This is a genomic window from Burkholderia sp. BCC1996 (assembly GCF_905339955.1).
Classification (GTDB): Bacteria; Pseudomonadota; Gammaproteobacteria; order Burkholderiales; family Burkholderiaceae; genus Burkholderia.
This window is the reverse complement of sequence record NZ_CAJPHM010000011.1, coordinates 169490-188833: the sequence shown is the minus strand read 5'-3', so window position 1 is coordinate 188833 and position 19344 is coordinate 169490. Positions and strand designations below refer to the sequence as shown.

The 19344-nt window shown below is 68.8% G+C and carries 17 protein-coding genes; 6 read left to right on the top strand and 11 right to left on the bottom strand.

Features of this window, described 5'->3' with window-relative positions; all coding sequences use genetic code 11:
- Window positions 1-12 precede the first annotated feature (12 nt).
- Together cydB and U4Z64_RS18340 are read left to right on the top strand one after the other, a co-directional pair.
- The gene (gene cydB / locus U4Z64_RS18345) at window positions 13-1020 is read left to right on the top strand and encodes a cytochrome d ubiquinol oxidase subunit II (protein WP_124486089.1); all 1008 of its coding nucleotides are present in this window, start codon (window positions 13-15) and stop codon (window positions 1018-1020) included.
- Entirely contained in the window at window positions 992-1171 is a 180-nt protein-coding gene (locus tag U4Z64_RS18340) for a hypothetical protein (protein WP_044848496.1), read from the top strand. The genes cydB and U4Z64_RS18340 overlap by 29 nt, the downstream gene beginning before the upstream one ends.
- A 105-nt stretch (window positions 1172-1276) precedes the next feature.
- Here U4Z64_RS18340 and U4Z64_RS18335 read toward each other — a convergent pair whose 3' ends face one another.
- From U4Z64_RS18335 to U4Z64_RS18305, 7 genes are all read right to left on the bottom strand, one after another.
- Complete coding sequence (locus U4Z64_RS18335) at window positions 1277-1564, bottom strand: helix-turn-helix domain-containing protein (RefSeq protein ID WP_044848495.1); 288 nt, start codon at window positions 1562-1564, stop codon at window positions 1277-1279.
- A gap of 170 nt (window positions 1565-1734) precedes the next feature.
- Window positions 1735-1929, bottom strand: coding sequence for a YqaE/Pmp3 family membrane protein (locus U4Z64_RS18330; protein WP_044848494.1), 195 nt, complete (start codon window positions 1927-1929; stop codon window positions 1735-1737).
- A gap of 284 nt (window positions 1930-2213) precedes the next feature.
- On the bottom strand, window positions 2214-2669 hold the full coding sequence (locus U4Z64_RS18325) for a TIGR00725 family protein (RefSeq protein WP_415750276.1): 456 nt from the start codon (window positions 2667-2669) through the stop codon (window positions 2214-2216).
- Window positions 2670-2739: 70 nt separating this feature from the next.
- Window positions 2740-3570, bottom strand: a complete 831-nt coding sequence (locus U4Z64_RS18320) for an ABC transporter permease (protein WP_321809898.1) — start codon at window positions 3568-3570, stop codon at window positions 2740-2742.
- A gap of 10 nt (window positions 3571-3580) precedes the next feature.
- Window positions 3581-4669, bottom strand: a complete 1089-nt coding sequence (locus tag U4Z64_RS18315) for an extracellular solute-binding protein (protein ID WP_321797838.1) — start codon at window positions 4667-4669, stop codon at window positions 3581-3583.
- A 35-nt stretch (window positions 4670-4704) separates the two neighbouring features.
- A complete protein-coding gene (locus tag U4Z64_RS18310) occupies window positions 4705-5736 on the bottom strand; it encodes an ABC transporter ATP-binding protein (protein WP_321809899.1) in 1032 nt (343 codons plus the stop codon).
- A 7-nt stretch (window positions 5737-5743) separates the two neighbouring features.
- Window positions 5744-6595 (bottom strand): ABC transporter permease, encoded by an 852-nt coding sequence (locus U4Z64_RS18305; RefSeq protein ID WP_124529187.1) that lies wholly within the window; start codon window positions 6593-6595, stop codon window positions 5744-5746.
- A 162-nt stretch (window positions 6596-6757) separates the two neighbouring features.
- On the opposite strand from U4Z64_RS18305, the gene U4Z64_RS18300 reads away from it, so the two are divergent.
- Complete coding sequence (locus U4Z64_RS18300) at window positions 6758-7654, top strand: LysR family transcriptional regulator (RefSeq protein ID WP_044845028.1); 897 nt, start codon at window positions 6758-6760, stop codon at window positions 7652-7654.
- Between the two features lie 76 nt (window positions 7655-7730).
- On the opposite strand, the gene U4Z64_RS18295 is transcribed toward U4Z64_RS18300, so the two are convergent.
- Window positions 7731-9407 carry an alkaline phosphatase family protein gene (locus U4Z64_RS18295; protein ID WP_321809900.1) on the bottom strand — a complete coding sequence of 559 codons (1677 nt, stop codon included), beginning with the start codon at window positions 9405-9407 and terminating at the stop codon, window positions 7731-7733.
- Between the two features lie 303 nt (window positions 9408-9710).
- Between U4Z64_RS18295 and U4Z64_RS18290 the strand changes: the two genes are divergently transcribed.
- Complete coding sequence (locus U4Z64_RS18290) at window positions 9711-9932, top strand: hypothetical protein (protein WP_044845026.1); 222 nt, start codon at window positions 9711-9713, stop codon at window positions 9930-9932.
- A gap of 65 nt (window positions 9933-9997) precedes the next feature.
- Here the strand turns inward: U4Z64_RS18290 and U4Z64_RS18285 are convergent, their stop codons facing one another.
- Complete coding sequence (locus tag U4Z64_RS18285) at window positions 9998-13828, bottom strand: DUF748 domain-containing protein (RefSeq protein ID WP_321809901.1); 3831 nt, start codon at window positions 13826-13828, stop codon at window positions 9998-10000.
- 152 nt (window positions 13829-13980) lie between these two features.
- Complete coding sequence (locus tag U4Z64_RS18280) at window positions 13981-15420, bottom strand: DUF1254 domain-containing protein (RefSeq protein WP_321809902.1); 1440 nt, start codon at window positions 15418-15420, stop codon at window positions 13981-13983.
- Window positions 15421-15799: 379 nt separating this feature from the next.
- On the opposite strand from U4Z64_RS18280, the gene U4Z64_RS18275 reads away from it, so the two are divergent.
- Complete coding sequence (locus U4Z64_RS18275) at window positions 15800-18652, top strand: heavy metal translocating P-type ATPase (RefSeq protein WP_321809903.1); 2853 nt, start codon at window positions 15800-15802, stop codon at window positions 18650-18652.
- A 61-nt stretch (window positions 18653-18713) separates the two neighbouring features.
- Here U4Z64_RS18275 and U4Z64_RS18270 read toward each other — a convergent pair whose 3' ends face one another.
- Complete coding sequence (locus U4Z64_RS18270) at window positions 18714-18950, bottom strand: hypothetical protein (protein ID WP_124520069.1); 237 nt, start codon at window positions 18948-18950, stop codon at window positions 18714-18716.
- Here U4Z64_RS18270 and U4Z64_RS18265 point away from each other — a divergent pair.
- The gene (locus U4Z64_RS18265; protein WP_321809904.1) at window positions 18949-19167 is read left to right on the top strand and encodes a hypothetical protein; all 219 of its coding nucleotides are present in this window, start codon (window positions 18949-18951) and stop codon (window positions 19165-19167) included. The genes U4Z64_RS18270 and U4Z64_RS18265 overlap by 2 nt on opposite strands.
- Window positions 19168-19344 lie beyond the last annotated feature (177 nt).

The following is a 19344-nucleotide window of genomic DNA, read 5'->3' as shown; positions in this document are numbered from 1 at the left end:
ACGAGAAAACCTATGGACGTCACCGTAATCTGGGCCGCGATCATCGCATTGGGGCTCTTCATGTACGTCGTGCTCGACGGCTTCGACCTCGGCATCGGCATCGTCTTCCCGTTCTTCCCGGACGAGAAGGAACGCGATCTGATGATGAACACCGTCGCGCCCGTGTGGGACGGCAACGAGACGTGGCTCGTGCTCGGCGGCGCCGGGCTGTTCGCGGTGTTCCCGATCGTCTATTCGACGGTGCTGTCGGCGCTGTACCTGCCGCTGATCTTCATGCTGGTGTGCCTGATCTTCCGCGGCGTGTCGTTCGAGATCCGCGCGAAGGCACGGCGCACGAAGCAGCTGTGGGATCTCGCGTTCATCGGCGGCTCGGCCGGCGCGACGCTGTTCCAGGGGATCGCGCTCGGCGCGTTCCTGCAGGGCATCGACGTGAAGGACGGCGTGTACGCCGGCGGCGCATTCGACTGGCTCACGCCGTTCAGCCTGCTGACGGGCCTCGGGTTGATCGTCACGTACGCGCTGCTCGGCTGCTGCTGGCTCGTCGCGAAGACGGAAGGCGACCTGCAGCGGCGCCTGCATCGCGTCGTTTGGCCGCTGACCGTCGTGCTGCTCGGCTTCATCGCGGTCGTCAGCCTGTGGACGCCGCTGCAGGATCCGGCGGTCGCGCAGCGCTGGTTCGATTCGGGGCTGTTCTGGCGCCTGCTGCCGGTGCCGTTCCTGGTCGCCGGGTGCGCGGTGTGGATGCGTCGCGCGGTACGCAACCGGCACGACATGACGCCGTTCGTGCTCGCGCTGGCACTCGTGCTGCTCGGCTACGTCGGCCTGCTCGTCACGATGTTCCCGTATGCGATTCCTCAGACGATGACGATCTGGGAAGCGGCGGCGCCGCGGTCGAGCCAGACCTTCACGCTGGTCGGCGCAGCGGTTATCCTCCCGATCATCATCGCCTACACGACGATGGGTTACTGGGTATTCCGAGGCAAGGTGCGCCATGAAGACCAGCATTACTACCACCACTGATCCCGCCGCGCGCCGGCCCGACGCGCCGCGGCCGCGGATGCGCGGCTGGATGTGGTTCGTCGTCCTGTGGGCGGGCGGCGTGCTCGGCGCCGTCACGCTCGGCTATGCGTTCAAGATCTTCATGAACCTGACGCTGTTCGCGGTGAAGTAAAAGGCAGCGCGCCGGCCGGGCGATCGCGTCACGCGCGCGGCCCGGACGCGGCGCGCATCGATCGCCCGATGGATGCGTGATCCGCTGCCTCTTCTTCCGCGTGCGTTATTGCGGCGCCCGCCGCACGACGCCGAGCTTCAATCCCAGCATGCCGAATATGCGGTTCATCGTCTGAACCGTCCCGTCGCTGCGGCCCTGCTCGATATCCTGAATCGTCTTTGTCGACACACCGGCGAGCTTCGCCATTTCGGCGCTCGTCAGCCGCATCGTCTGCTTCAGATGACGCACGGATTCGCGCAGCGACCACTCGGGATGCGCGAGAACGTCCTCGATCGCTTGCCGGCGCAACGCGAGCTGATCGGGAAGCGACATCGCGTTATAGCGTTTGTCCATCGTGTCGCCCTCGCCTAGCGCAGTGCATCCATCGTGCAGGCCGCGTTCATTTCAGCAGAAATCTATACAAATCATGCCGTTCTTCGTAGCTGAATTATATAAATTTCTACCGAAATAGGAATCGAGCCCCTTGAACTCCGGAAGCAGCGGTCGAGGGAAACTGCCGCCGCTTACCGCCGCTCGCGCAGCGCCGCCTCGATCTTGCGATCGGTCTTGTACTGGCTCAGCGCATACACCGACCAGATTGCGGCCGGCAGCCAGCCGATGATCGTGAGCTGCAGGATCAGGCAGATCACGCCGGCGATCGGGCGGCCGATCGTGAAAAACTGGAACCACGGCAGCAAGAGGGCAAGCAGCAGACGCATCGGATTTCCTTTTCGCATCGTTGAAGAACAGCGTACGCGGCCAATATGGCGCGTGACGCCCCCCATTTCAAGCCGGCGCGCGCCCGGCACGCAGCCGACGCCCCGCGCCGGAACGCCCGCACCGCCCTCGCCTTCTTCACCCGCCGGCCGCAAAAAAAACGGCCCTCGCATCGCGCGAGAGCCGTATCGGAATCGCTGGAGAAGGTACCGCGCCGCGCCCGGAACGTGTACCGCATGCCGATCCGCACGCGCGTCTGCGCGTTCCCGTCAGCCGGGATGCCGACCTACGCCGAACCGGACAGCCATCGCGCAACCTGCGCGACCAGCGGATCCGCTTCGTCGAAACGCTCGACGCCCGCCACCTGCGGCGCGTCGCAGATCGCGAACACCGGCTTGCCCCATTGCAGCCCCAGCGCGATTTCCGACAGCGTGCCGAGACCGCCGCCGACCGCGATCAGGCACAGCGACGCGCGTGCGATCAGCGCATTGCGCGTGATGCCGAGCCCGGTCGGCAGCGCGACCGACAGGTACGGATTCGCGTCCCGCGCATCGTCCTCGGGCAGCAGCCCGATCGCGCATCCGCCCGCGGCCCGCGCGCCGCGCGCCGCGGCCTCCATCACGCCCTGCTTGCCGCCGCCGACGATCGCGATGCCCGTCGCCGCGATCGCGTGCGCGATCCGCTCGGCGACGGCGAGCTGCATGTCGGTCGCGTCGCGCGGCCCGATCACGCCGACCGGCATCCGGTGCCGGCGTGCGCCGCGCTGGCGCTGCGCGAGCTGCGCCAGCGCGGCGCGCGTGTCGTCCGACCATTCAATGACGTCGTTGCCGTGCAAGTCCTTCCCCCAGTGCAAGAACGCAGGTGCAAAGCGCCGTCAGCACGATCGACAGTACGGCGGCCTGCGAGAAATCGGTCTGTCCGTCGGACAGCTTCAGGTACATCAGCAGCGGCAGGATGTTGACCTGCGTGCCGGCCAGCGCGAGCGCCGTGCCGTACGTGCCGAGCGCGATCGCACCGACGAGGCACCACGCCGACGCGATCGACGGCCACAGCTCGCGCCACGCGACGTCTAACCACGCGCGCCACGGCCGGGCGCCGAGCGTCAGCGCCGCCTCGAGCGGCCGCCGGTCGAGATTCGCGAGCGCCGGGTAGAGTATCAGCGCGACGCGCGGGATCAGGTAGTACGCGTAGGCGAACGCGAGCCCCGGCATCGTGTAGATCGCGCCGCCGACCACGGTCGGGTCCGCGCCGAGCGACGCCAGCAGCATCGTCACGAAGCCGGCGCGGCCGAACACGAGGATGAAGCCGTACGCGATCACGAGGCCGGAGAAGGCGAGCGGCACGCCGAGCAGCGCGAGCGACCAGCGGCGCCGCGCCGGCGACTGCCCGGCCAGCACGAACGCGACCGGCACGCCGACGGCGACCGACAGCGTGCCGGCGCCGAGCGCGAGCGCCAGCGAACGCACGATCGCGTCGGCCACGAGCGGATCGCCGAACACCGCGGCGAACGCACGACCGCCGCCGTCGAACGCGGCGCCGACGAGCGCGGCGAGCGGCAGCACGAAGCACACCGCGAACAGCCCGGCCGCCGGCACCGCGCCGTAGCGGCGCAGGACGCCGCGCTGCATGGACGAAACCCGCATCGCGCGCCCCTTACTTGCCGAGCGTGGCCTGCGACCAGAGCTGGTCGACTTCGGCCTTGTGCGCCGCGGCCTTCGCGACGTCGAGCGGACGCACCTGCGGCGCGTTCGGCAGCTTCGCGGCGACGTCCTGCGCGACCGGCGTGCCGGGCACGGCCGGACGCACGAAGCCCTGCGCGAACAGCCCCTGCCCGACGTCGCTCATCACGAGGTTGAGCCACAACTGCGCGGCGGCCGGATTCGGGCCGTTCTTCACGAGACTCATCGCGTACGGCGCCGACACGCTGCCGTCCTGCGGAATCACGACTTCGGCCGCGTCACCCATGCCGTCCGCGTACTTGGCCTTGAGCCCGTCGTTCTCGTAGCCGATCAGGATCGGAATCTCGCCCTTGACGAATTTCGCGTACGGCGTCGTCCCCTCGACGCGCAGCACGTTGCCCGCCTGCTTCAGCTTGCCGAAGAAATCCGCGCCCGGCTTCGGGTTGTCGACGCTGCCGCCGTTCGCATAGGCGGCGGCGAACACGGCGACCTGCCCCTGCCCGGTCGAGCGCGGATCGAGATAGACGACCGCATTGCGATATTCGGGCTTCAGCAGGTCCGACCAGCGCTGCGGCACGTTCTTCACGAGCTTCTTGTTGACGAGCAGCGCGATGTTCAGCGAATGCACCGCGAACCAGCGGCCGTCGGCCGCGCGGAACACCGTGGGCAGCTTGTCGAAATTGACCGGCTTGAACGGCGCGACGACGTCCTTGGCCGTCGCATCGAGCGCCGACGCCGCGAAGTAGTACGCCGTGTCGGCCTGCGGGCGGCGTCGCGACTTGTCGAGCGCGACGACCGTGGCGGCCGAGCCGATGTCGTTGTACGTGATCTCGACCTTCGGGTAGCGCTTGCGGAATTCGGCGAACAGCGACTTCCAGTTCGCCCATTCCGGGCCCGTGTCGAACGACACGACGAGCCCTTCGTCGGCGGCCTTCTCGTACAGCGCGTCCTCGCCGGGATACAGCGGCGCGGCATGGGCCAGCGCCGGCGCGAGGGTCGCGAACGCGCAGAGCGCCAGCAGGCGGCGGCGCGTCGCATGAAGAAAGTGGCGGCGTGCAGACATCGTGATTCTCCGTTGAATAAATGGGTCGCCCGCGCTCACGCGGCGGGCAGCACGAGAAGATGGTGCGGCTCGATCGACACGCAGCGCGCGGGCAGCTCGCGCCCTTCGCCGAGCAGTGCGTCGGTCGCGCCGGCCGGTACGAAGTCGAAGCGCTGGGTCGCACCGAAGTAGCGCACCTCGCCGACCCGGCCGTCGATGCGGTTCGCGACGGACTCGGGTGGATCGGGCTGCAGGTGTTCGGGCCGGATCAGCACCTCGACCGGGTCGCCCGGCCGGTGCGCACCCGTATCCGCGCGCAGCGTCGTGAACCGCACGTCGACCGCGCCATGCGCGAGCACGCGGCCGCGCAGCAGCGTCGAATGGCCGACGAAACGCGCGACCTGCGCGGTCGCCGGACGCTCGTACAGGTCGCGCGGGGTGCCGGCCTGCAGCATGCGTCCGCCGTCGACGATCGCCACGCGATCGGCCATGCTGAGCGCTTCGTCCTGGTCGTGCGTGACGAGCAGCGTCGTCGCGCCGCATGCGCGCTGCAGCGCGCGGATCTCGTCGCGCAGCTGGTGGCGAATGCCGGCGTCGAGCGCCGCGAGCGGCTCGTCGAGCAGCAGCAGCTTCGGTTCGATCACGAGCGCGCGAGCCAGCGCGACGCGCTGCTGCTGCCCGCCGGACAGCAGCGCCGTGCTGCGTCCGGCCTGCGCGGCGAGGCCGACGCGTTCGAGCATCTCGAGCGCGCGGCGGCGGCGCGGCGCCGCGGCCATGCCGCGCATCTTCAGGCCATAGGCGACGTTGTCGACGACCGACAGGTTCGGAAACAGCGCGTAGTGCTGGAACACCATCCCGACCTCGCGCTGCCACACCGGCACGCCGGCCATGTCGCGGCCGCCGATCGCGATACGGCCGCCGTACCCGTCGAGCAGGCCGGCGGCGAGGCGCAGCAGCGTCGATTTGCCGGAGCCGCTGCGGCCCATCACGGCGAGCAGTTCGCCCTGGGCCGCGGACAGCGTGACCGCGTCGACGCCGTGACGGGCGCCCGGATACTGGAAGCTGACGTTTTCGAAATCGAGACTCATGACGGTTTCACTTCAGGCGTGGCACGGTGAGGACGGAGGCGAGCGTCGCGAGCACGGCAAGGACGAGCAGCACGACGGTCGCCGCGCAGGCCATCCCGGACGCGCCGTAGAACGCCTGCAGCAGCACGATCGGATAGTTGCGGTAACGGAAGCCCGCGATCAGGTTCGAGATCTGGAATTCGCCGATCGACAGCGCGGCGACCATCACGAGGCCGGAAAACAGGCTGTGCCGCAGGTTCGGCAGCACGACCGTGAAGAACTGGCGCAGCGGCGTCGCACCGAGCGTCGCCGCACACGCCTCGAGATGCGCGAGCCCCAGGTGGCGCAGGTCGCTCAGCAGCGTCTGCAGCAGGTACGGCAGCGTCAGCACCGCGTGCGCGGCGATCATCAGCGGCAGCGTGCCGAGCCACGGCAGCGCATCGCCGCTGAAGATCGCGATGTAGCCGAACCCGAGTGTCAGCGCCGGCACCGCGATCGGCATCAGCATCACGATGCGCGCCGCGAAGCCGCGGCCGGCCAGTGCGCGGTGATGCAGCGCATAGGCGAGCGGCAGCGCCAGCACGGCATTGATCGCGCAGCAGGCGAGCGCGACGACGAGGCTCGTGCCGAATGCGCGGGTAAAGCTGCGGTTCGCGGCCAGGTCCGCGAACCAGTGCGACGTGATGCCGGTCGGCAGCAGCGTGTTCGTCCACGACTGGCCGACCGAGCCGATCAGCAGCAGCACGATCGGCAACGCGAGGTACAGCCCGAAGACCGCGACGAGCGCCTGCAGCAGCAGGCGTCCCGCGATCGCGCGCGGCCGTTTGTTACGACGAATCGGAATAGCTTCGGCAAGGGCCGGAGCGGCTGGCGGATGCATGGCGAATCTCGCTGACGGACACGGAACGAGTCACGCAACGCCCGCCGGGCAGGGCCGGCACGCGTTGTCATGACGGCCGCAGTGTGCGGATCCGACATGGCATCGTCATGAAAAAAACGTACAACGCCCGCATCGATCTGTGCGCGCAAGGAATAGTTCGCCGTGAAGCACCTGTTTCCCAACGTCGCGGAGCTGCACGCGTTCGCGACTTCCGTGAAGTACCTGAACTTCTCGTATGCGGCACGCGAGCTGGGCCTGACGCCGAGCGCGGTCAGCCGGCAGATCGCGAATCTCGAGACGCTGTTCGGGGTGAAGCTGTTCGTGCGCGAGGGGCGCAATCTCGCGCTCACGCGGGCCGGGCAGGTTTATCACGCACGCGTGATCGGCCCGCTGCGCGAGATCGGCAACGCGTCGATCGAATTGCTGAGCGCGCGCGAGGACAGCGACCTGCTGACGATCGCAAGCGTGCCGACCTTCACGACGAAGTGGCTGGTGCCGCGCCTCGCGCGCTTTCTGGCCGGCGCGCCGGACGTCACGCTGAGTTTTCGCCGCCATCTCGCGCACGGCGACGTGTTTCCGTTCGGACTCGACGCGGCGATACGCTATGGCGACGGCGCATGGGAAGGCGTCCGCTGCGATTACCTGGACGGCCGCACGTTCGTGCCGGTCTGTTCCCGCGAATTCGCGGCGCGACATGCGCTGCGCACGCCCGCCGACACGGCCGCCGCGCCGCGGCTCGTGCACGAGCAGGCGGAAATCGCGTGGTCGCTCTGGGCGGAGCGCCATCGCGTCGCCCGGATGAACGCGCTGGCCGGGCCGCGCTTCGAACAGTATTCGGTGCTGATCCAGGCCGCGCAAGCCGGGCTCGGGCTCGCGCTCGTGCCGCGCTTCCTGATCGTCGACACGCTCGCGAGCGGCGCGCTCGTCGAACCGTTCGACGCGCCCGTCGACGTCGATGCGCAGGGGCACTACCTGTGCTATGCGCCGGAGCGCCTGGAGACGAGCGCCGCGTTGCGGCGCTTCAGGGAATGGATCCTCGGCGCATGCGCGGAGCGCTGAGCGTGCCCGGCATGGCCGGGCACGCCCGGACGGCACGGCGCCGGTAACACGGCGCCGTGCCGCCCGTCCCGTTGCGTCAGTGGTCGATGCCGAGCCCCGGCAGCACGTGCGTGTTCTCGGCCACGACCGCATGCAGCAGCTTCGGTTCGGCGCCGAGCAGCCCGAGGATCGTCGGCGCGACCTGCTTCGTGCCGACCACATCGCTCACGGTACGCGCACGATGGAGGCCCGGGTACGACACGAGCAGGCCGAGGTGGCTGTCGTCCGGCGCGTTGCCGCCGTGTTCCTCGTCCTTCTTCGTGCTCGACGTGTAGATCACGCCCGGATTCGGCTGGACGATGATGTCCGGCGTGCGGCCGTTGGCCGGATCGCCGAACCGGTCGGCCAGCGCCGCGCCGTACAGGATGGATGCCTGCGGGCCGTCGGCGCAGATCCCCGGCGCGTTGCAGCCGAGGTTCGCCTTCAGCGTCTGCACCACGGCCGCGCGCTGGCTGCGGTCGCGCAGCCAGATCAGGCCGACGTCGTCGGTCTGCACGAAGCCCGTGCCGACCAGGCCCGAACCGTCGTTCAGGTTGCCCGTCGTCGTGTTGTTCTGGCCGAAGTTGCCGTTCGGGTCGACGTAGTTGTTCGCTTCGAGCAGCTTCGTCAGCGTGTCGCCGTTCTTCACGAGCTTCGTGTGATCGGTCGGCGACTGGCCGTGCTTCGCCGTGACGATCACGGCCGTCGACGTGTACAGGTTGCGCTGCTTCAGCTCGGCGACGATGCGGCCGATCGAGTTGTCGACGTACGTGATCGCGTTCGCGACCTGGCCGTTCGGCGTGAAGTTCGCGTCGAGGTAGCCGCCGCCCTTCGCGACCGGCGCCTTCTGCGCGACGCTGAGCGTCTGGAAGTTGGCGCCGAACAGCGTCGGCACCGGCGCGTTTTTCGTGCCCGTCGAATCGCGGCCGTCGATCTGGTTGACCAGCGCCTGCACGTGCAGGTTGTCGAAGCGCGCCGTGTGCGAATAGACGTCGGTGTAGGCGGTGTTCGTCGCCGGATCGATCGAGTTGATCTCGGTGCGCATCAGATCGTCGACGCCGGTGCCCGACGGGCCGTTCAGCCAGTCGTAGCCCCACGCGTGCTTGTCCGCCCACGCGGTGTAGGCGTTCGGCACGCCGGCCTTGACGGCCTCGAACACCGTGTTGGTCTTCACGTAGTTGTGCGGATAGACCGGCACGCACTGGCCGTCGACCTTCGCATGCGGAATCGCCTGCGGATTGAATGCGCCGCCGCCGTCGAGGCGCACGAGCGCGCCGCCGTTGAACGCATCGATGCCGGTCGTCTCGTCGAACACGACGTTCCAGCCCTGCTTGCCCGAGCACGTCGTGTCGCTCGGCGCGTACAGGTTGCGGTCGTACGACACGTCGTAGAACAGGCCGGCCGTCTTCGGCGAGCCGCCCGTCACGAGCGCGGCGAGCCCCGGGAACGAGTCCGACAGGCCGGGCGTGTAGGCGTTCGTGTACGTGACGCCGCTTTGTGCGAGCACGGCGAGGTTCGGACACGTGTTCGCGCCGATGCAGCGTGCGAGATCCTGCTCGTGCAGGCCGTCGACGCTGATCAGCAGCACGTGCTTCACGACGCGCCGGCCGTGGCCGGCGTCATCGCCCTGGCTGTTGCCGTCCTGCTGCGCCGCGTAGACGCCGGCGCTTGCGAGCGCCAGCGCGCCCGCCACCATCACCGCCATTTTTCGTTGCTTAGCGAACCTGGAAATCATCACCCCACCTCATCGATTGACGTTGAACTGCGTGACCTGCCATCAGGCGCGCAAAATATCGCCGCGCCGTGGGGCGCTCGCGTGAAGCGGGGCTTTCTGTTTTCTGTCAAACGTAACCAATCGCAAGTGACACGACGCGGTCGCAAAAGAAAGCGACCCGGCGCACGCTGCGACGTGTGCGTCCGCGGTTCACACCGGGTCGGTGCACGGTGCGCGCCGTCGCCCGCCGCGCGAATTTTTTTCACGCTTGGCGTATGACTATTGGCGTGTGATAAAGGGTTTTCCCTGACCCGGAGCACGAGTATGTCGACCCTGGAAGCTCTCCGGTTCGTGCTGGACGATGCACGCACCCCCGAAATCATTCGCCACCACGTCGTCGACGCGCTGCAGTACGCGTTGCGCAACTACGGCCAGGTATTCACCGCGAAGGAAGTCGAATGGCTCACGCATTGGGACGATGCGCGCCTGCCGCTGGCCGCGAGGAAGGAACTGGACAAGCGCGAACCGGCGATCGAGGCGCGCTGACGGGACGCGCGCCGCCGCGCCCGATTGCCGATCGGACGCGACGGCGGCGGATGATGGCGTAACGCTTACTGCAGGCCGAAGTCGACGCGCGTCGTCGCGCCCTTGTCCTCGATGCCCTTCGCATCGAGCTTCGGCGCCACGACGAACATGCGGCTCGCATCGATCTTGCCGTCGAGGTACTGGCGCACGGCCTGCGCGCGCTGCTGCGCGAGCGCGCGCAGCGCGTTGTCGTCGGCCGGCGCGTGATCGGCGAGCGCCTGCTTCATGTCCGCATCGGGCAGCGTCTTCTGCAGGCCGATCAGGTTGCGCGGCTTCTTGAAGTCGGCGTCCTTGTACGCGCGCGTCAGGTACTTCGTGTACTCGGCCGGTTCGACCTTCACCGACATCGGATCGATGCTCTCGCCCTGGCCGACCACGTCCTTCAGCTTCTGCTGGCGGACCAGCCGTTCGACGTACGCGTCGCGCAGCCCCGGCGTATCCTTCGCCGGATCGACGCGGCCGATCAGGTCCAGCCGGATCGACGGCTTCTCGGTCAGCATCTTCACGACGGTATCGAGTTTCTTCTGCTGCGCGTCGGTCAGCTCGTACGCGCCCGGCGCGAACTCGACGTAGCCGAGATCCTCGCCGCCGCTGCCGCCGAACGCATTCGCGAGCAGCGTGAACGGCGACGTGACGGCCTTCGCGATCAGGTTCAGCACCGCGCGCCAGATCAGCCCGCCGACGCTGAACTCCGGATTCGACAGCGAGCCCGACACCGGCAGGTTCACGTCGATCTGGCCGCGCGTGTTCTTCAGGAGCGAGATCGCGAGCTTCACCGGCAGCTTGGTCGCCGTGTCGTTTTCGACGTGATCGCCGAACGTGAGCTGGTCGATGAAGATGTGGTTGTTCGCCTGCAGCTGGTCGTTCGCGAGCTGGTAGTGCAGGTCGACGTTGAGCTTGCCCTTCGTGATCGGGTAGCCGGCGTACTTCGCCGAATACGGCGTCAGGTTGGTCAGCTCGATGTCGTGCGCGGTCGCCGTGAGATCCAGCGCGGGCTTGTCGATCAGCGGGTTCACCGAGCCCTTGATCGAGATCGGCCCGTTGCCCGCGAGGTTCGCGGCGACGTCGACCGGCGCGGACGTCGTCGAGTCGGTGCCGAACGCGCCGACCGTCCCCTTGATCGCGACCAGGTTCGCCGTGTAGTTCGGCTTGATGAAGTTGTCGGTGTAGGTCACGCGGCCGTCCTGCAGCAGGAGCTCGCCGAAATGCATGCGCACCGGATTCTGCGGCGGCGGCGCGGCCTTCACGACGACCGTCGCCGATGCGGCGGCCGGCGCCGACGCCTGCTGCGCGGCCGCGGCCGACGAGGCCTGCGCGGCGGCGGCCGGCGGCGTCATGCCCGGCGACAGCGGCACCGGTTCGGGCTTGCTCGCGTCGCGCGTCAGCGATTGCGCGGGGCCCGTCTCCTTCGCGACGACGTCCTTCAGGTTCAGCCGCCCCTGCGCATCGAGCAGCACGCGGCCGTAGAAGTTCGAGAACGTCACGCGCGCGGCATCGACGTCGGTGCCCTTCTCGTCGTGGTTCACCTTCAGGTTCGACAGCGCGAGCGAGCGCCAGCCGGCGAACGGGTCGGACGTCGCCTTGTCGAGCATCCGCACGTCGACCAGCGCGACATCGCCGCGATAGGTCGCGCGCGGCGTGTCCTTCACCTGCGCGAACGTCAGGTCGCCCTGCGCGTTGAGCAGCGCGCTCGCGATGGTCGCGTTCAGCGCGCTGCCGAAGTACGGCTCGAACGCGGCCGCGTCGAGGCGGTTGCCGTTGATCTTCAGGCCGAGCTTCAGCGGCTGCGCGGTCACGTCGCCCGACACGTTCACCGAGCCCTTGCGGTTCAGCGTCGCCTTCAGCTGCACCGGCAGCGGCTTCGTCAGGTCGTCGCTGATCTTCTGCACCGACAGGTCGAGCGGCTTGATCGCGAGCTTCACCGGGCGCGGCGTCGACAGGTCCGTGAAGTTCGCGGACGATTCCTTCACGTTCAGCGCGTCGATCCGGTAATGCCACGACGGCGCGGCCGCCGCGGCCTTGCGCGCAACCGTGCGCCTGGGCACCGCCGCCTGCGCGGGTTCGCCCAGCGCCGCCAGGTCGATCTTGCCGTCCTTCAGGCGCTTCACGTCGATCGCGAGCCCGGTCGCGTCGACGCTCGCGATTTCCGCGCTGCGCGCGGCGACGTCGACCTTCGTGATCTTCGCGCTCGCGTCGGGCAGCACGATCGCGGGCGCCTTCGCGTCCGGCGTCGCGAGCTTCAGCGACTTCAGGCTCACCGTGCTGTCCGCGACCTGTGCGTCGAGCGGCGTCTTGCCCCAGTCGGCCTTCGCGTTGACGCTCGCGCCGAGCGTGCCGTCGAGCACGCGCGCGCGGGTCGCCTCGCCGAGATACGGCTGCAGCGCCGGCAGCGCGAGCGCATCGACCGTCAGCTTCGTGTCGGCCTGCTTCGCCGCCAGGCTGAACGCGCCTTCGGCCTTCAGGTCGCCGCCGCGCGACAACGACGTCGACAACGTGTATTTCGCGGGCGTCTTGCCCTGCAGCGCAAAGCCGTCGAGCGTCGCGGCCAGCTTCGTCAGCGACAGCGCGGTCGGCGTCGCCGGCACGCGGTCGTCGACGTTGATCGTGCCGCCGTCGATCGCGAGATGACGGATCGTCAGGTCGAGCGGCGGCGCTTCCTTCGCGGCGGCTTCGGCCTTCGCGCCGCTTGCGGCGGCGACGGCGGCGGCTTCGCTCGATGCGGTGGCACCCGATGCGGCAGCGGCCGACGAGGCAGCGGCCGGCTTGCCTGCGGCCGCCTTCGGCGCGGCAGACGGCTGGCCGGCGAGCTTCTCGACGTTCAGCACGCCCTGCTTGTCGCGCGCCAGGTCGACGACCGGCTGGTCGAGCCGGATCTCGTCGAAATGCAGCACGTTGCGCAGCGGCTCGAGGCCGGCGGCCGCGACGTGCACGCCGCGCGCGGCGAACAGCGGCGCGGACGCGCGGTCGGTCACCTTCGCGTCGTTGAGATCGACGGTGCCCGACACGCGCAGCGCGGGTGTGTCGCCGCTCATCACGAAGTTCAGCTTCAGGTCGCTGCTCAGGAGGCCGCTCGTGACGATCACCGGCAGCTTCGCCGGTGCGTACGAAATCAGCTTCGGCACGTCGAGCCGGTCGAACGTCAGTGCGACTTCCGACTCGCGCGACTGCGCGAACGGCTTCGTCCTGCCGTCGATCGCGATCGGGCTGCCGTCGAATCGCGCGCGCAGCTTCGGCTGCACGAAGATGTCGGTCTTCGACGGCAGCGTCGCGATGAACGGGATGCCGAGCATCCAGTTGTCGACCACGTGCTTTTCGTTCAGCAGGCGGTCGTCGAAGTCGATCCGGCCGTCGTTGACCTGGATGTTCGACACCGAGAAAAGTGTCGGCTTGCTTTCGGGTTTGGACGGCGTCGAGAACTTCTCGATCAGGTCGGTGAAGTTGAAGCGCTGCGCGTCGTAACGGACGACATGGAAGCGCGGCGAGTCGACGCGCACTTCGTTGACGATCGGCGCGCCGCGGAACAGCGACGACCACGACGGCCTGACGACGAGCTTGCCGATGTCGATGAAGTCGCCCTGGCCGCCGCGCTCGCCGACGTGCACGCCGTCGGCTTCGAGGTTCAGCGTGTACGGGTTCAGCGCGACGCGCTGGACCGTGGACGGCCGGCCGAGCTGCTGGCTCAGTTGCTGTTCCGCGATGTGGCGGATCAGCGGCGGCGCCGCGAAGAACCCGAGCAGTCCGAATAAAACGAGGAAGATCAGCACGCCGAGGCCGATACGCCGGGTCCGGCGCGAGCGTGCAACGCCGCCGAGGGCATGGAGGGTAGAGGGTACGGTTTCTTTGTCTGCGCTTGCCATGCTTGGATGCCTCGGGAATGGATGCCGGGCCGCGCCGGAAAACCGGCACGGCCGTGCACGCTATCCCGAAAGTATAGGCTCAGGTGGTGACGGAACGACGTTCGGGCGCGGCTGCCGCGCCCGCGGATCGGACAGCGACGGCGCCCGTCGGTTCATTTCCGGACGACGACGGGCGGCATCCAGGAGCCGTCGCTCGCTTGCGGCTTCGGCGCGTACAGCCGCAGCGCGAGCGCGAAATCGGTGCGCGGCGCCGGCAGCCAGTTGGCCGCATGCGTGCCGCCCGGCGATGCCGACACGACCACGTCGATCGAGCCGTCGTGGTTGCGGCGCAGCCGGTCGCGGTCGCCGAGCGAGCGGCGCGCCGAGCCGACGTCGGGCAGCGCACCGTTCGTCGCATAAGGCGTGAGCGTCCAGAACCCGCGCACCGGCGGCAGCGCGCCGGGCGCGAAATGCAGCACGTAGCGGTTCGCGCCGTTCAGCGCATGGCCGTCGCTGTCGACGCGCACGAACGCGAGCGTCTCGTCGTCGCGCGTCGCGGTGCCGAACTGCGTGTAGGCCGCGTACGCGCGCAGCGTGTAATCCTGACCGTACTTGCCGGCCGTGTCGCCGATCCAGCTCCAGCCGTTCGCGTTGAGCAGGTTCGACGGCGGTGTCGCGAGCCGCGCGCGCGCCTCGGCGACGCCGGCCGTCGCGGCGTTCAGGCGATCGCCCGTCCACAGCACCGGGTAGCCGGCCGTCACGCCGATGTCCTTCAGCTGTTCCTGCGCGTGCGCATCGTCGGCCGGTGCCGGGTTGTCCTGCAGCGCCTGCGCGAAGCGCGTGAAGAACGCCTTCGGGTCGAGCGCGGCCACCTGCTCGGCCGGCGTGCCGCCGCTCGCCGCTTCCGACGGCGCGCTGCCCGCATGGACCGCGACCGACGCGCCGCGCGCGCTGCCCGTATAGACGGACAGCGGCACCACGCGGATCGTCCGCTGCAGTTTCTTCACGTTCGTGAGGTCGCGCCCGCCGCTCGTCTGCAGCCGCACTTCGAGCCACGCGTTGGCCGACGGCACGTCGATCCGCAGTGCGCCCTTCGGCAGCGTGCCTTGCCAGTCCTTCGCGGCGAAGGCAATCGTTTGCGCTCGCACGGCGCCGCGAGCGCCACGCGCCGCCACGCTCGACGCCGACCACAGCACGTTCGTCCACATGTCGAGCGCGCGGGCATCCCAGTAACGGCCGCGGGTGTCCGGCAGCGTCACGATCACCGGCTCGGCGCCGACGTCGAGCCAGCCGGTCGAGTCGAGCGTGTCGACGCCCGGCAGCGGCGGGTTGAGCGCGCCGACGGGCGGCAGCGCCTGCGCGTGACGCAGCGTGTTGAGCGGAGCCTGGCCCGGCTGCGCGCCGTCGCCGCCCGTCGCGGCTTCCTTCGCGACGTCCATCAGCACGAGCGGATACGCGTATACATAAGAGTCGGCCACTTCGGCGCGCATCCAGCCGGTTTTCCGCTGGATCGCATCCGGTTGCGACGCGCATCCCGCCAGCAGCGTCGCCAGGGCCAGCGACGCGCCTGCCGCGCGCCGCAGAGCAATTGATTCTCGTAGGTTTTCAATCATTGAATACTGGCCGAATATCGTTCTTGTCAGTCAACGCCTTGTTCGACTCACGATCGGCGAAGGCAAGGCACCCCAGCCTGCCCGGTCGCCGCTTCGCCGGGCCGACGCTGATGTCAGGCCGGTATCATAGCGCCTAAGGGCATCCCCCAATATGCCGAATAACGGGCGCAGCAGTAGCCGGCCTGTCGTCAGCCTGAATTTCCGCTGATCCGGCCCCTTGTACGAAGCGGTCCGCCGCCTGCGCTGGCCGGGCATGACAGGCGAGAATGCGTTGGCCGTCGACACGATCCTGTATTGCATCCCCCCTTGACCTTCCCATCATGGGAATGTTGATACTGACATCATTCGCGGCTCGATCCGCGCTCTTGGGGAATCCGACATGACTGAACCACTCGCCACCGCAGCCCTGCGAACGGTCGAACTGACCGTCGACGGCATGCATTGCGGCGGCTGCACCGGCCGTGTGCAACGTGCGCTGGCTGCGGTGCCGGGCGTCGTCGAGGCCGCGGTCGATCTCGACGCGCATGCGGCCACGGTCACCGCGCATGATGCCGTCGAGCCGGCGCAACTCGTCGATGCGGTCGGCGCCGCCGGCTATCGCGCTACCGTGCGCGAAGCGACGGGCGCAGCCGCGACGGGCGCAGCCGCGGCGGCCGCGCCCGCGGGGCACGCGACGCGCGTCGCAGCACTGCCGGTAACGGCAACGCCCGCCACCGCCACCACGATCGAACTCGATATCGACGGCATGACCTGCGCGTCGTGCGTATCGCGCGTGGAGAAAGCACTCGCGAAAGTGCCGGGCGTCACGCGCGCAACGGTCAACCTCGCGACCGAACGCGCGACGGTCGACGCCCCAGCGGACGTTTCCGCGTCGCAACTGGCGGATGCCGTCAGGCAGGCCGGCTATGGTGCGACGCCGCTCGCACCGGATACCGCCGCCCTCCCTGCCCCGTCCGCGACTCCGGCATCCGCCAGCCTCGAACTCGCCATCGACGGGATGACCTGCGCGTCATGCGTGTCGCGCGTCGAAAAGGCGCTGGAGAAGGTGCCGGGCGTCACGCATGCGTCGGTCAATCTCGCGACCGAACGCGCGTCGGTGCATGGCACCAGCGCGCTCGACGCCGCCACGCTGATCGAGGCGGTCACGACGGCCGGCTATCGGGCGTCGCTCGCCGCCACCGCGGACGTGGGCGCCTCGACCGACGCCACCGCCCGCGCCGGCAGCGGCGCCGCCGCGCAAGCCCCCGACGCCCGCAAGCAACGCGAAGCGATCCGCGAGCGCAATCTCGTGATCGGCTCGGCCGTGCTGAGCGCGCCGCTCGTCGTGCCGATGCTCGTCGCGCCGTTCGGTTTCGACGCGATGCTGCCCGGCTGGCTGCAGCTCGTGCTCGCGTCGATCGTCCAGTTCGGCTTCGGCGCGCGCTTCTACCGCGCCGCCTGGCATGCGGTGAAGGCACGCACGGGCAACATGGACCTGCTCGTCGCACTCGGCACGTCGGCCGCGTTCGGCCTGAGCCTGTGGATGCTGCTGCGCGACCCCGCGCACCCCGGCCACCTGTATTTCGAGGCATCGGCCGTCATCGTCACGCTGGTGCGCTTCGGCAAATGGCTCGAAGCGCGCGCGAAACGCCAGACGACCGAGGCGATCCGCGCGCTGAACGCGCTGCGTCCTGACCGTGCGCGCGTCGTCGAGCACGGTGTCGAACGCGACGTGCCGCTCGCGCAGGTGCGCGTCGGCACGACCGTCAGCGTCCGTCCCGGCGAGCGCGTGCCCGTCGACGGCCGGATCGTGTCGGGCCGCTCGCACGTCGACGAATCGCTGATCACCGGTGAAAGCCTGCCGGTGCCGAAGGACGACGGCGACCCGGTCACGGCCGGGTCGATCAACGGCGAAGGCGCGCTCGTCGTCGAAACCACCGCGATCGGCGCGGAAACGACGCTCGCGCGCATCATCCGCCTCGTCGAATCCGCCCAGGCGGAGAAAGCGCCGATCCAGCGGCTCGTCGATCGCGTCAGCGAAGTGTTCGTGCCGGCGATCCTCGGCATCGCCGTGCTGACGCTGATCGGCTGGCTGATCGCCGGCGCCGGCACCGAAACGGCGATCCTCAACGCGGTCGCGGTGCTCGTCATCGCGTGCCCGTGCGCGCTCGGCCTCGCGACGCCCGCGGCGATCATGGCCGGAACCGGCGTCGCGGCCCGCCACGGCGTGCTGATCAAGGACGCCCAGGCGCTCGAACTCGCGCAGCGCACCACCGTGATCGCGTTCGACAAGACCGGCACGCTGACCGAGGGCAAACCGTCCGTGACGGCGTTCGACGCCGTCGGCATCCCGCGCGAGCAGGCGCTCGCGCTCGCGGCCGCGGTCCAGCGGCAAAGCGATCACCCGCTCGCGCGCGCGGTGGTCGCCGCACACGATGCTGACATCCTGGCTCGCGGCGGCGGCGGCGCGGGTTCGGCCGAGGTCGTCGCGGCCGATGCGCGCGCGGTGGCCGGACGCGGCGTCGAAGCGCGTGTCGACGGGCAGCTTCTCGCGCTCGGCAGCACGCGCTGGCGCGATGAACTCGGCATCGTCGTGCCGCCCGAACTCGACGCGCGTGCCGCGGAACTCGAACGCGCGGGCAACACGATTTCGTGGCTGATGCGCGCCGATGCGCCGCGTGCGCTGCTCGCGCTGATCGCGTTCGGCGACACCGTGAAGCCCGGCGCCCGCGACGCCGTCGCGGCCCTGTCGGCACGCGGCGTCGCGAGCGTGCTCGTGACGGGCGACAACCGCGGCAGCGCGGCGGCCGTCGCGGCGTCGCTCGGGATCGGCGAAGTGCATGCGCAGGTGCTGCCCGACGACAAGGCACGCGTGGTGGCCGAACTGAAGCGCACGCACGGCGGAATCGTCGCGATGGTCGGCGACGGGATCAACGACGCGCCCGCGCTCGCCGCGGCCGATGTCGGCATCGCGATGGCCACCGGCACCGACGTCGCGATGCACACGGCCGGCATCACGCTGATGCGCGGCGACCCGGCGCTCGTCGCCGATGCGATCGACATCTCGAAGCGGACGTACCGGAAGATCCAGCAGAACCTGTTCTGGGCGTTCGTCTACAACCTGATCGGCGTGCCGCTGGCGGCGCTCGGCTGGTTGAATCCGGTGATCGCGGGGGCGGCGATGGCGTTCTCCAGCGTCAGCGTCGTGACGAATGCGTTGCTGCTGAGGAGATGGAAAGGGCGGGCGCGATGAGGCGGCGCGGCGCGAAAACGGGCGGGACTGCAACCCGCACGCTCGCCGCCGCGCGCAGGATTCAACGGCTTCGACGAATCCAGAAACAATACGCGCCGATCGCGACCAGCATTGCGCCATCGACAATACCCAGCAACGGGAGCGGATTCGTCCACTTGTCCATATTGGTCGTCCGCGCGTAGTAGGGTGGTCCGTCGCCGTATGCCTCTTCGAGATTGATCGCGTTGAACGCAAAAACGAGCAGGATCGAAATCAGCAGCGCCACACCAATCAAGATATGCAACGGGCGTTTTCGCATGTCAGTATTGAATCGTCAGTGGAACGTAGCACTCGGGCGCGTCCTTCGTCGCCGCCTCGATGTCTCGAACGAAATTTTCCATTCCGGAATGAAGATTGATGCATCCGGCAGATCCCGCCTTCGTGCCACCATGGATGAAGAATCCACCGCGACCGAACGCTCGGGTTCCGGGCATGACATGAATGGTCAGTCGGTGATCGCCCCATGCTGCGTATGAGCACGCCAAACTGTTGGCCCGCTCATCATAGGATCCACACTGGATTTCGGTTGCCATGCAGGTTGGGGCGCCCCGCGTTCAAAAGACCAAATCGGGCTCGCGGGCCCGTCCAGAGCGCGCCACGGCCCACGCGTGTGCTTACGTCAAATCGTGTCGAAACGAAAACGTTGCGCCTGC